Origin of the sequence: Mucilaginibacter sp. MD40 (assembly GCF_002288635.1) — a bacterium.
In the GTDB taxonomy this organism is placed as follows: domain Bacteria; phylum Bacteroidota; class Bacteroidia; order Sphingobacteriales; family Sphingobacteriaceae; genus Mucilaginibacter.
This window is the reverse complement of the sequence record NZ_NRSW01000001.1, coordinates 3,412,633-3,424,306: the sequence shown is the minus strand read 5'-3', so window position 1 is coordinate 3,424,306 and position 11,674 is coordinate 3,412,633. Positions and strand designations below refer to the sequence as shown.

The window sequence follows — 11,674 nt, the reverse complement described above, 5'->3', positions numbered from 1 at the left end:
TTTTGGATCATAGAAAATATAAAAATGACCCGAAGCATTTTAAGCGAAAAAACAGTTTGTTACCATTGCGGCGAAACGTGCCTTACTACGCGCTACACCATTGCCGAAAAACAATTTTGCTGCCAGGGCTGCAAGGCCGTTTATACCATACTGGCTGATAATAACCTTTGCAACTACTATAATTTTAATGATCATCCGGGCGCTAATCGTAACCGGTTAGATAAGCGTTTTCAATACCTTGATGAACCGGGTATTATGAAAGAACTGGTTGATTATACCGATGACCAGCTCACTATAGTTACCTTATATATCCCTCACATACACTGCAGTTCTTGCATATGGTTGCTGGAAAAACTTAACAAGTTTAACCCGGCTATTTACTACAGCCGTATTGATTTTCTGAAAAAGCAGCTGAATGTTAAGTTTAACCCGGCGGCTATTTCATTAAGGGAACTGGTAGAACTGCTTTATGATATCGGCTATGAGCCGCTGATCAGCCTGCAGGATGTGATCAAGAAGCAAAATGCCGAGCCGAAAGATAATCTGGTACAACGTATTGCCGTGGCCGGTTTTTGCTTTGGGAATGTAATGCTGCTTAGTTTTCCTGAGTATCTGGGGTTATCGGCGTTTGAGCAATCTTTCAAACATTTTTTTGGCTGGCTGAATATTCTTTTCTGCATGCCCGCGGTTTTTTACAGCGGCTGGGAATATTTTAATTCGGCGTACAGTAATCTCAAAAACCGGGTACTGAATATTGATTTTCCGCTGGCCTTGGGTATTGCCGTATTGTTTTTACGCACAGTTACAGAGGTAATCACCCATACAGGTGCCGGTTTTGCCGATACCCTTTGCGGACTGGTATTTTTCCTGTTGGTAGGGAAGTTTGTGCAGCGTAAAACCTATCATCATATTTCATTTGAGCGTGATTACCGTTCATTTTTTCCGGTTGCCGTGCAGGTAATTACCGATAATGGCGAAAAGCCCGTGCCAATCGCAGAGCTTAAGGTAGGGCAGCGTATCTTGTTACGCCATAACGAGATCATCCCGGCTGATGCCATTCTTTTAAAAGGTGAAGCGCTTATCGACTTTAGCTTTGTAACCGGCGAATCGGTGCCTGTGAGTAAGACCCTTGGCGAAATTATTTACGCGGGGGGGCGCCAAACCAGCGAGGCTATTGAACTGGAGGTGGTAAAGCCGGTATCGCAAAGTTACCTTACTCAACTATGGAACAATGAAGTATTTACCCGCAGCGGAAACAACCGCATGGAAACTTTTAACCAACGGGTTAGCAAGTACTTCACCATTGTATTATTGGTTATTGCCATAGCCTCTTTGCTGGTGTGGCTGCCCAACTGGCAACGTGGTTTAGCGGCTTTTACAGCCGTACTAATTGTAGCCTGCCCTTGCGCGCTGGCCTTAAGTACGCCCTTCACCATGTCGGCTGCGCTGAGCATTTTTGATAAAAATCTGTTTTATCTTAAAAATACAGCGGTGGTAGAGCAACTGGCAGGCATCAACACTATTGTATTTGATAAAACAGGCACCATCACCGCGCCTGCAGATAGCCATGTAGGCCTAAATGGTTATCTCACCGATCATCAAAAACAATTGATCTATAGCGTTTGCAGTAATTCTAACCACCCCTTATCGCGCATGATATGCCACTACTTAGGTAACCTGGAAAAACTGCCTGTAGTTAATTATCGAGAAGTGGCCGGTATGGGTATCATGGCAAGTGTAGGCAGCCATGAAGTTAAAATAGGTGGCGGCCGTTTATTGTTTCATAAGGATGATGGCGAAGCCGATGCCACAAAGGTATTGCTGATGGTAGATGGTGTTTATCTCGGCTATTTTACTTTCAGGCAGCGTTACAGGAACGGTTTAAAACGTATCGCTCAACTGGGGGATGATTATAAGCTATTTCTCCTATCAGGAGATAGTAATCACGAGAAAGACGAACTGCTAAGTGTATTTAAACAAGCCGAGCGGATGAATTTTAACCAGTCGCCGCAGGATAAGCTTGATTTTATACGCTTGCTACATCAAATGAATGCCAGGGTAATGATGGTAGGCGATGGCCTGAATGATGCCGGGGCCTTAAAACAAAGCGACCTGGGCATAGCCGTGACTGACAATGTAAATAACTTTTCGCCTGGCTGCGATGCCATACTGGATGGCCGTGCCTTTGACAAGTTGCCACAGTTTTTGCGGTTTGCCAAAAACACAGTGAGCATTATTCACATATCGTTCCTCATTTCACTTACCTACAATTTAATAGGGCTTAGTTACGCCATCACCGGTTTATTATCGCCATTAACGGCAGCGGTGCTGATGCCATTAAGTACCGCTACTATCATTTCGTTTACCAGCATAGCTACCCATATAGTCGCTAAAAAAAGAAACCTGTTATGAGCATTATTTACTTTCTCATTGGCTGTAGTGTGCTGTTGGCACTGGCCTTTCTGTCGGCATTTTTCTGGGCGCAGCGCTCAGGGCAAAATGATGACCTATATACCCCCTCCGTACGGATACTGCTTGATGATGAGCAGGAGGCGGTCGAAGATAAGTGACGGCGGTCATGTTTTTAAACAACAGCCATCATTCCTCCGCCACGGTAGCCGGGGTAGTTTTACACCATAATTTTTTTGATAACATATGCAGCCCGAAAAATTTTACTACGACAACAAGATCGTCCGCAACTTTGGCCTGGCAACCATTGTTTGGGGCATTATCGGTATGACGGTTGGCCTCATAGCCGCCATACAATTATTTAAACCCGGCATGAACATGGGTAACCAGTATACCACGTTTGGCCGCATACGCCCATTGCACACCAACGCGGTGATTTTCGCTTTTGTGGGTAATGCCATATTTATGGGGGTATACTATTCATTGCAACGCTTGCTTAAAGCCCGCATGTTTAGTGATGTGCTCAGCAAGATCCATTTCTGGGGATGGCAGCTTATCATCATATCCGCGGTTATCACCCTTCCGCTGGGTTTAACCACCTCGCATGAATATGCCGAGCTGGAGTGGCCTATTGATATTGCGATAACCCTTATATGGGTGGTATTTGGTATCAATATGTTCGGTACCATATTTAAACGCCGCGAAAGGCATTTATATGTGGCTATCTGGTTTTACATCGCCACGTTTGTAACCATTGCCGTATTGCATATTGTAAATTCATTTGAATTGCCGGTATCAGCTTTCAAAAGCTATATGGTTTATGCCGGTGTGCAGGACGCGCTGGTGCAATGGTGGTATGGCCACAACGCGGTAGCGTTCTTCCTAACAACGCCATACCTGGGTATGATGTATTATTTCTTGCCTAAAATGGCTAACCGGCCTATTTACTCCTACAAGTTAAGTATCCTGCACTTTTGGGCGCTGATATTTATTTATATATGGGCAGGCCCTCACCATTTGCTATATACCACCTTACCGGGCTGGGCACAGTCATTAGGGGTAGTGTTCTCTATTATGCTGATAGCGCCAAGTTGGGGTGGTATGATCAACGGTTTGCTTACCCTGCGCGGCGCCTGGGATAAGGTGCGCGACGATGTAGTGCTGAAGTTTATGGTAGTAGGCTTAACCGCTTATGGTATGGCCACTTTTGAAGGGCCTATGCTGTCGCTCAAGCAAATAAACGGTATAGCACACTTTAGCGACTGGATAGTGGCTCACGTACACGTAGGCGCTTTAGGCTGGAACGGCTTTTTAACTTTCGCCATCCTTTACTGGTTGGTACCAAGGATATACAAAACTCAGCTTTACTCAAAGAAAATGGCCGCTTTCCATTTCTGGATAGGCACATTGGGTATACTGTTTTATGCCATACCCATGTATTGGGCCGGTTTTACACAAGGGCTTATGCTGAAGGAATTTACTCCTGAAGGGATGCTCAAATACCCCAATTTTTTAGAAACTACCCTGCGCATTATCCCTATGCACGTTATGCGTTCAATAGGAGGTACCCTGTACCTGCTGGGTGTTATTGTAATGGCTTATAACCTGGCACGTACCATGTTGCAAGGTAAGCTGGTAGCTAACGAGGGTGCCGAATCATTACCACTTGCGCCATTAGACCCCGCAACAGAGCATGGCTGGCACCGCCGTTTGGAGCGCAGGCCTATCCGGTTAATGATAGCAGCGCTTATCGTGATCCTTATCGGCTCTATCATAGAATTGATGCCAACCTTAACCATTTCATCTAACGTGCCTACCATTGCAAGCGTTAAACCTTATACACCGCTTGAGTTGCAGGGCAGGGATATTTACATAAGAGAAGGCTGTTCTAACTGCCACTCACAAACAGTAAGGCCGTTCCGCTCTGAAACAGAACGCTATGGAGAGTACAGCAAAGCAGGGGAGTTTGTTTATGACCACCCGTTCCTGTGGGGATCAAAACGTACCGGTCCTGATCTGGCGCGCGAAGGCCAGAAATATGGTAACGCATGGCACTATAACCACCTGATGGATCCGCGATTGATGTCGCCGGGTAGTATCATGCCTAATTATGATTGGCTGATCACGCAGAAACTGGATACCACCACTACAGCGGCCAAGATCAATGCCATGCGTAAACTTGGTGTTCCGTATCCCGCAGGTTACGAACGTATAGCCAACCGCGATTTAAATGATCAGGCTGCAAGCATTGCCGATAACCTGGCAAAAGATAAGATCAAGGTAAAAAATGATAAGGAGATCATTGCCATCATCGCCTACCTGCAACGCCTGGGTACTGATATAAAAGCCAACAAAACCGCAAACAAATAATAAGTATATGTTTAAGCAATTTACCGAAAATATAAATGGGCACCAGGTATATCTGTTGTGTTCATTGGGCATCTTCCTGGTATTTTTTATTGTGGTAGCTGTCATCCTTTTTAAACTCAATAAAGGCCATGTGGCACACATGAGCCAGCTTCCGCTGGATAGTGAACAGTTAAAAAACGCTAACAACCTGCTGCCATGAAAAAACTGATTACACTGATAGCTTTATTTATGCTGAGCGCTACTGCCTTTGCAGAAGATGGCGGTAGCTCAGCGGCTGATATTAAAAATTACATTGGCCTGGGTGTTATACTGGCTATGGTTGCCTTGTTCCTGGTGGTAATGCTGGTTCTGTTAAGAACCTTTCGTACCCTGGCGCGGGTAATACTGCGCGACCAGGGGCTTACCGAAGCCGAGATCGCTAAAAAAATGCAGCCGGCTAAAAAGGCGGCTAAACCAAAAGGCGAAGTATGGCAAAAACTGCTCTCGTTAAAGCCAATGTCGGCAGAGAAGGATCTTTTGATACCGCATGATTATGATGGCATACAGGAGCTGGATAACCCTACTCCAGCCTGGTTTATGTGGCTGTTTTACGTTACCATAGCCTTTGCCGTAGGGTATCTTTTAATATACCACGTTTTTGGCGTAGGTCAATTGCAATACGCGGAGTATAAAACAGAAATGGCGCAGGCCGAGATCGAAAAAAAGATATACCTGAGCAAAGCCGCTAACCTGGTTGACGAGAATACGGTAAAATTAACTACCGACCAGGCTGCATTGGCGCAAGGTAAAACGGTGTTTAAAGCCAGCTGCGCCCCATGCCACGGAGAAAACGCGCAAGGTATGGTAGGCCCTAACTTAACTGATGAGTACTGGCTGCATGGCGGCAAGATAAACGAAGTATTTAAAACCATTAAATACGGTGTGCAGGCCAAAGGAATGCCTACCTGGGAAAAGCAGCTTTCGCCTAAACAGATAGCGGATGTAGCCAACTATGTGCTGTCTTTACAGGGCTCGCACCCGGCAGGCGCTAAAGAGCCACAGGGCGAGAAGGAAGCAGCATCTAAATTAGCATCAAAATAAAGAGATATGGACGCGAATGCCACATTGAAGAGCGGACCGGCGAAGAGGCAGTGGCTGTATCCGGCTATACGAAAGGGGATGTACTATCGCTGGCGATCAGCAATAAGCTACGTTTATCTGATCGTATTTTTTGCCGGGCCTTTCATCCGGATAAAAGGGCAGCCAGCCCTTTTATTAAACTTCATGGAACGGAAGTTTGTACTTCTGGGGCAGGTTTTTTGGCCGCAGGATATTTTCTTGTTCGTTTTGGCTACGCTGGTGTTCGTAGTGTTTGTTACACTTTTTACTATTGCCTTCGGGCGGGTTTTCTGTGGATGGATATGCCCGCAAACCATTTTTATGGAAATGGTTTTCCGCAAGATAGAGATATGGATAGAAGGTGACGCCAACAAGCGCCGCAAGCTGGATGCCGGGCCATGGACAAACGAAAAGTTGTTAAAGAAAGGATCAAAGCATCTGTTATTTATTTTGCTCTCCTTCCTGATAGCAAATACATTTTTAGCCTACATCATAGGCAGCGAAAACCTGCTGAAGATAATGACCGAATCTATTGCTGCGCATGTTATTGGTTTCGCGAGTATATGGGTGTTTACCATGGTGTTTTACCTGGTTTACAGCCAGGTACGTGAACTGGTTTGCACCGTTATATGCCCTTATGGCAGGTTACAGGGTGTTTTAATTGATAAAGATACGGTAGTGGTTGCCTACAATGATACCAGGGGCGAGCCGCGTGGAAAGTTGAGAAAGGATAAAGAGCAGTTGAACCAGGGGGACTGTGTAGACTGTAATTTATGTGTAGCGGTTTGCCCCACCGGTATCGATATCAGGAAAGGCACGCAGTTGGAGTGTACTAATTGTACCGCCTGTATTGATGCCTGTAATGATGTAATGGCAAAGATCAATAAGCCGCTTAACCTTATTGGCTATTATTCTGAAAACATGATCAAACAGAATAGTAAGCCATCATTTACATGGCGCATGGCGGGTTACAGCGTGGTAATGGCGGTTCTGGTAGGTGTTCTGTCGTGGTTCATTTTCAGCAGGAAGGATATGGATATTACCGTAATGCGTAGCGCAGGTATGTTATATCAGCAGCAGCCGGATGGTAGCATCAGCAATATTTATAACGCGGAGATCATCAATAAAACCAACCGGTCGCAACAGATCAGCCTGCAGGCGGCAGATGCTAATGTGAAAGTAAAATTTATACAGCCGCCAGCCGCCATAGCGGCAGGGGGATCAATTAAAGTGGTTTTTTTCGTACTGAAACCTGCCGCTTCAATCAGCAAACCGAAAACGGATATTCAATTAAACCTGGTGTCGGGTAAAAGTGTGATCGAAACAGTCACCACTTCTTTTATCGGCCCCGTAAACAATTAAAGATATGAACTGGGGAAAAGGAATAGTGATAGGTATGATAGCCTTTGTTACGTTTATTGTAACACTAAGCTGTTTAATGTTTAAAGTACCTGCCGATGAATATGATAAACAGTATTATGAAAAGGGCCTTGCTTTTGACCACGAATACCGTTTAGAGCGCCAGGTAACTATTGATCACGCACAACCATTGATCACACAGGCAAAAGGACTTATCTATATACAATTTATTGCACCATCAGCTGGTAAAGTGAATTTCACAAGTAATGTTGGGAAAACTAACGACCGTGTTTTTGAGCTGCGTACCGATAAAGAAAATATGGCCACAATTCCTGCCGAAAAACTATTGGCAGGCAGGTACAGCGTTGTAATTAACTGGGCGAGCGGAAATCACAATTACTTGTATAAGCAAAATCTGTATGTTAACCGGTAATTACCTGGTTGCGCTGTTAATAGGCCTGTCGGGCAGTGTGCATTGTGTAGGCATGTGCGGCCCGCTTGCATTTGGTATCCCATCGGCCGGCAAAAGCTGGCGGCTGTTTGTGGCTGACAAATTATTATATAACCTGGGCAGGGTTATCACTTATACTTTTCTTGGTTTTCTGTTAGGCCAGTTAGGCCGCTTAGCCTGGCTTGCGGGCATGCAACAGGCATTGAGCATCACCAGCGGTATCATCGTAATTATTGCAGGAGTGGTCAGGTTAGTAAAACTAAAGGGTGCTAAATACCTTCCGGATGTTAGCCTGCCTTTTTATAAACTCATCAATTTTGCAATTAAACGCCATGCGGGTCACCTGTTATTAGGCATGCTTAACGGTCTTTTACCTTGTGGCTTTGTATACATAGCGTTATTTGGCGCTTTAAATACTACGCAGCCTTCGCATGCAGCATTGTTTATGCTGTTTTTTGGTTTAGGCACTATCCCGTTGATGTTAACAGCGGCGTTGAGCGTTAAAGCGCTTGGCCCGGCTGTGCGTAGGCGCCTTAATTATACCATGCCCTTTCTTATTATTTTACTGGGCGCCTGGTTTATGTTACGCGGGGCGGGTTTAAATATCCCTTATCTAAGCCCGCAGGTAAAAACTGTTGGGGTAAGCGTTTGTCATTAACGCAAAAATGTGTCCACCGTCACACTTTACAGGGCCTTAAATCATGGCTATTGGGCGGTACTTAAGCCAATTTTGTGTTATAAAAATATTAACACTATGGCAACTATAGCAAATACCACAACCACATGGTTAGCACCAACAAACACCAAAACCAACGTATTTAAAAAAGTAATTAACTGGGCCGATAAACAAGCGCCTAACCGCACCATGTGGTTCATGGTATCACTAATAGCACAAGGCATATTGTTCTTGCCGGTGCCGGCGGCATTATTGTATTACTTTGACGCGCCTATCGGTATACTGGCTATTACGCTGGGTTTATTCTTCTCTAACATTATCGCCGGCATGGGCGGTGCAAGCATCCGTACCTTACTGGGCCTGTTTGCCTTTAGCATAATTGCTCATTTATTAATGATTGTTGTATTTACACTATAATGTATATGATACCAGAAACCATGAAAGCGGCGGTAGTACACGAGTTTGGACAACCGCTGGTTATTGAGGATGTACCCGTACCTGCCCCAGGGCCATACCAGTTATTAGTGAAGGTACTGGTTTGCGGTGTGTGCCATACCGACCTCCATGCCGCCGACGGCGATTGGCCGGTTAAACCAACTTTACCTTTTATACCCGGCCACGAAGCCATTGGCTACGTAGTAGCAATGGGCGATAATGTTACAGGTGTTAAGGAAGGCGATATTGTAGGCGCCCCCTGGTTACATAGTGCTTGCGGCTGCTGCGAATATTGTATCACTGGCTGGGAAACCTTGTGCGCCGACCAAAAGAATGGCGGCTATAGTGTGAACGGCGGCTTTGCCGAATATGTAATAGCCGATTCGCGCTATGTTGCGCATTTTCCTGCCGGGATTGATTTTGCCGCTATGGCACCCATTATTTGCGCCGGCGTAACCGTATACAAAGGGTTGAAAGAAACTGAAGTAAAGCCCGGCGAATGGGTAGCTATATCGGGTGTTGGCGGTTTGGGGCATTTGGCTATACAATACGCCAAGGCTATGGGGATGCACGTAGCCGCTATTGATGTGGCCGATGACAAGCTCGGACTGGCAAAACAGCTCGGCGCCGATATCACTATTAATGCGAAAAAAGAAAACCCTGCACAAGCTATTAAAAAAAGTACCGGAGGGATGCATGGGGTTTTGGTTACGGCTGTTTCTCCCATCGCTTTTGAGCAGGGAATAAGCATGCTTCGCCGTAAAGGCACCATCGCTTTGGTGGGCTTACCTAAGGGTAGTTTTGACCTTTCGATATTCGATACCGTGCTTAACCGGTACACCGTAAGAGGATCAATAGTAGGTACACGTAAGGATATGCAGGAAGCCATAGCCTTCGCTTTAGAGGGCAAAGTAAAAGCTACGATACACAAGTCATCTCTGGATGATATTAACCTGGTGCTGGATAAGTTAAGGAAGGGTGATATTAATGGCCGCGTGGTAATAGAAATAGCGAAATAATAACAGAGCCCGTACTGAATAAAAAAGCCACCTTTTAGGTGGCTTTTTTATTAGATGGCCATACTAAATAATTGTGTGGCCGGCTGATCGGCCCATAGGCGGGCATCAAGTGCCATACAAATATTGCGCAGAAAGCGCTGCCCGGTTTCGGTAACCTTTAAGCCCCAGGAGCAAAGCTCAATTAATCCATCATTGGCTAATGGCTCCAGCCGCTCAATGCCTGTAGCCAGTTCCTCGTAGGGTTCAGTGTGGCCGTTCCAGTTGGTTTTTCCTGCACACATGATCTCAAGGATATGTTTTCTGATGGCCAGGTCTGTAGGGGAAAGGAGGTGCCCTTTAAATACCGGGAGTATACCCATATCAACGGCTTTAATATAGTCCTCCAGTTTCTTCTCATTCTGCGCGAATGCTCCCCATGAATCACTAATGGCTGATACTCCCAAACCAATAAGCAATTGTGTATGCTGATGGGTGTAGCCCATAAAATTACGATGCAGAGTGCCATTTTTCGCCGCCTTGAGCAGCTGGTCGCCGGGGAGTGCAAAATGGTCCATTCCTATTTCCTTATATCCATAACTTTGGAGCAGGCTACGGCCTACTTCGTAAAGTTTAAATTTGGTATCCGCATCCGGAAGATCTTTCTCGGTAAACTTTCGCTGGCCGGGTTTTACCCACGGTACATGCGCGTAACTGTAAAATGCAATTCTATCAGGCATTAGCTCGCTTACGAGGTGCATGGTTTTTACCAGGCTGTTGAGCGTTTGCAGGGGCAACCCGTAAATAAGGTCGTAATTAACAGAGGTATAACCTATAGCACGCGCTGTGTGGGTAACATCGCGCACCTGCTCAAGCGTTTGGTGACGGTTAATGATGAGCTGTACAGCCGGATCAAAATCCTGTATACCAAGGCTTAACCGCCTGAAACCTAAATTGTATAACGTTTGCAAATGTTCTGCAGTGGTATTGGCCGGATGCGCTTCAAAACTAAACTCTGCCTCGGGGTGCAGATAGGCGCCTTTCAAAATACCCCGTATCAGTAAAGCTAAATGTTCTGCTGAAAAAAAAGTGGGCGTGCCGCCTCCCAGGTGCAATTCGCGAATGATGGGGTCGCCTGCCATCAGGCTTTTATACATCTCCCATTCCTTTAATACGGCCTCAATGTAAGGGAGTTCTACCCTGTGATTTTTTGTAATACGGGTATTGCATCCGCAATAGGTACAAAGGTTCTCGCAAAAGGGCAGGTGTATGTATATACTAATGCCATCTGTGGCATTGCTTGTCTGAAATGAGGTGCTTACAGCCTGTTCCCACTTATTCGTGCTAAAAGAAGCAGTATCCCAATAGGGCATGGTAGGATAGCTGGTGTAACGCGGCGCCGCTACGTTATATTTCTGATGAAGTTGCTGACTCATGAGGATGGATGTTAGGTGATGGAATTGCCCTGCAATTTTTAGCGCATGCACAGGCATTTCCCACACATTTGTTTAGCTGCCACAGATCGAGGTTTTTAATGGTTTGATCGGCAATGGCCTGCAACTCGATAGCCGGGTTGGCATATTCAGCATCCGGAACATTGGCCACTTTGATCCCATAGCGGCCTGTAGCGGCCACATCGATATGGCTGGTGTCGGCAGAGCGTGTGGCAATATATTTAACACCCAGGCTGTTGAGTTTGCCAATAACCTTTTCAGACACATCATCACCGGTAAATACCAGCACAGCATCCTTCCCTTCGGCAAAAATGGTAGTTTCCTCGCTCAGAGGGTTTGAGATCAGTGTGATGTCGTGCTTTTTTTGATTGGCCTTTGAAAGATATTCCTTTTCAAACGGCTTAATGCTGTACGCTACTACTTTCAT

Annotated in this window: 12 protein-coding genes; 10 read left to right on the top strand and 2 right to left on the bottom strand. The window is 45.7% G+C overall.

Annotation, left to right across the window (positions count from 1 at the left end):
- Positions 1-24: 24 nt before the first annotated feature.
- The 10 genes from CKK33_RS15335 to adhP all read left to right on the top strand — a co-directional run bounded on the left by CKK33_RS15335 (position 25) and on the right by adhP (position 9,817).
- Positions 25-2,412, top strand: coding sequence for a heavy metal translocating P-type ATPase metal-binding domain-containing protein (locus tag CKK33_RS15335; RefSeq protein ID WP_095705877.1), 2,388 nt, complete (start codon positions 25-27; stop codon positions 2,410-2,412).
- Positions 2,409-2,570, top strand: coding sequence for a cbb3-type cytochrome oxidase assembly protein CcoS (ccoS, locus tag CKK33_RS15330; protein WP_095704949.1), 162 nt, complete (start codon positions 2,409-2,411; stop codon positions 2,568-2,570). Before CKK33_RS15335 ends, ccoS begins: the two co-directional genes overlap by 4 nt.
- Before the next feature lie 85 nt (positions 2,571-2,655).
- The gene (gene ccoN / locus CKK33_RS15325; protein ID WP_095704948.1) at positions 2,656-4,779 is read left to right on the top strand and encodes a cytochrome-c oxidase, cbb3-type subunit I; all 2,124 of its coding nucleotides are present in this window, start codon (positions 2,656-2,658) and stop codon (positions 4,777-4,779) included.
- A gap of 7 nt (positions 4,780-4,786) precedes the next feature.
- On the top strand, positions 4,787-4,978 hold the full coding sequence (locus tag CKK33_RS15320; RefSeq protein ID WP_095704947.1) for a hypothetical protein: 192 nt from the start codon (positions 4,787-4,789) through the stop codon (positions 4,976-4,978).
- A complete protein-coding gene (locus CKK33_RS15315; protein ID WP_095704946.1) occupies positions 4,975-5,859 on the top strand; it encodes a cbb3-type cytochrome c oxidase N-terminal domain-containing protein in 885 nt (294 codons plus the stop codon). The genes CKK33_RS15320 and CKK33_RS15315 overlap by 4 nt, the downstream gene beginning before the upstream one ends.
- A gap of 6 nt (positions 5,860-5,865) precedes the next feature.
- A complete protein-coding gene (gene ccoG / locus CKK33_RS15310) occupies positions 5,866-7,239 on the top strand; it encodes a cytochrome c oxidase accessory protein CcoG (RefSeq protein WP_095704945.1) in 1,374 nt (457 codons plus the stop codon).
- A 4-nt stretch (positions 7,240-7,243) separates the two neighbouring features.
- Complete coding sequence (locus tag CKK33_RS15305; RefSeq protein WP_095704944.1) at positions 7,244-7,669, top strand: FixH family protein; 426 nt, start codon at positions 7,244-7,246, stop codon at positions 7,667-7,669.
- Complete coding sequence (locus tag CKK33_RS15300; protein WP_095704943.1) at positions 7,656-8,345, top strand: sulfite exporter TauE/SafE family protein; 690 nt, start codon at positions 7,656-7,658, stop codon at positions 8,343-8,345. The genes CKK33_RS15305 and CKK33_RS15300 overlap by 14 nt, the downstream gene beginning before the upstream one ends.
- Positions 8,346-8,441: 96 nt before the next feature.
- Positions 8,442-8,780 (top strand): hypothetical protein, encoded by a 339-nt coding sequence (locus tag CKK33_RS15295; RefSeq protein WP_095704942.1) that lies wholly within the window; start codon positions 8,442-8,444, stop codon positions 8,778-8,780.
- 5 nt (positions 8,781-8,785) lie between these two features.
- Positions 8,786-9,817: an alcohol dehydrogenase AdhP gene (gene adhP, locus CKK33_RS15290; RefSeq protein ID WP_095705876.1), complete on the top strand. Its 1,032-nt coding sequence runs from the start codon at positions 8,786-8,788 to the stop codon at positions 9,815-9,817.
- Positions 9,818-9,867: 50 nt separating this feature from the next.
- Here the strand turns inward: adhP and hemN are convergent, their stop codons facing one another.
- Both hemN and CKK33_RS15280 read right to left on the bottom strand, forming a co-directional pair.
- Positions 9,868-11,229 (bottom strand): oxygen-independent coproporphyrinogen III oxidase, encoded by a 1,362-nt coding sequence (gene hemN / locus CKK33_RS15285; RefSeq protein ID WP_095704941.1) that lies wholly within the window; start codon positions 11,227-11,229, stop codon positions 9,868-9,870.
- A complete protein-coding gene (locus CKK33_RS15280) occupies positions 11,201-11,674 on the bottom strand; it encodes a lactate dehydrogenase (RefSeq protein ID WP_095704940.1) in 474 nt (157 codons plus the stop codon). The genes hemN and CKK33_RS15280 overlap by 29 nt, the downstream gene beginning before the upstream one ends.

Excerpts from the sequence above, each read along its gene's own strand:
- CKK33_RS15335 (WP_095705877.1), top strand. The coding sequence starts at position 25 with ATGACCCGAAGCATTTTAAGCGAAAAAACAGTTTGTTACCATTGCGGC.
- ccoS (WP_095704949.1), top strand. The coding sequence starts at position 2,409 with ATGAGCATTATTTACTTTCTCATTGGCTGTAGTGTGCTGTTGGCACTG.
- ccoN (WP_095704948.1), top strand. The coding sequence starts at position 2,656 with ATGCAGCCCGAAAAATTTTACTACGACAACAAGATCGTCCGCAACTTT.
- CKK33_RS15320 (WP_095704947.1), top strand. The coding sequence starts at position 4,787 with ATGTTTAAGCAATTTACCGAAAATATAAATGGGCACCAGGTATATCTG.
- CKK33_RS15315 (WP_095704946.1), top strand. The coding sequence starts at position 4,975 with ATGAAAAAACTGATTACACTGATAGCTTTATTTATGCTGAGCGCTACT.
- ccoG (WP_095704945.1), top strand. The coding sequence starts at position 5,866 with ATGGACGCGAATGCCACATTGAAGAGCGGACCGGCGAAGAGGCAGTGG.
- CKK33_RS15305 (WP_095704944.1), top strand. The coding sequence starts at position 7,244 with ATGAACTGGGGAAAAGGAATAGTGATAGGTATGATAGCCTTTGTTACG.
- CKK33_RS15300 (WP_095704943.1), top strand. The coding sequence starts at position 7,656 with ATGTTAACCGGTAATTACCTGGTTGCGCTGTTAATAGGCCTGTCGGGC.
- CKK33_RS15295 (WP_095704942.1), top strand. The coding sequence starts at position 8,442 with ATGGCAACTATAGCAAATACCACAACCACATGGTTAGCACCAACAAAC.
- adhP (WP_095705876.1), top strand. The coding sequence starts at position 8,786 with ATGATACCAGAAACCATGAAAGCGGCGGTAGTACACGAGTTTGGACAA.
- hemN (WP_095704941.1), bottom strand. The coding sequence starts at position 11,229 with ATGAGTCAGCAACTTCATCAGAAATATAACGTAGCGGCGCCGCGTTAC.
- CKK33_RS15280 (WP_095704940.1), bottom strand. The coding sequence starts at position 11,674 with ATGAAAGTAGTAGCGTACAGCATTAAGCCGTTTGAAAAGGAATATCTT.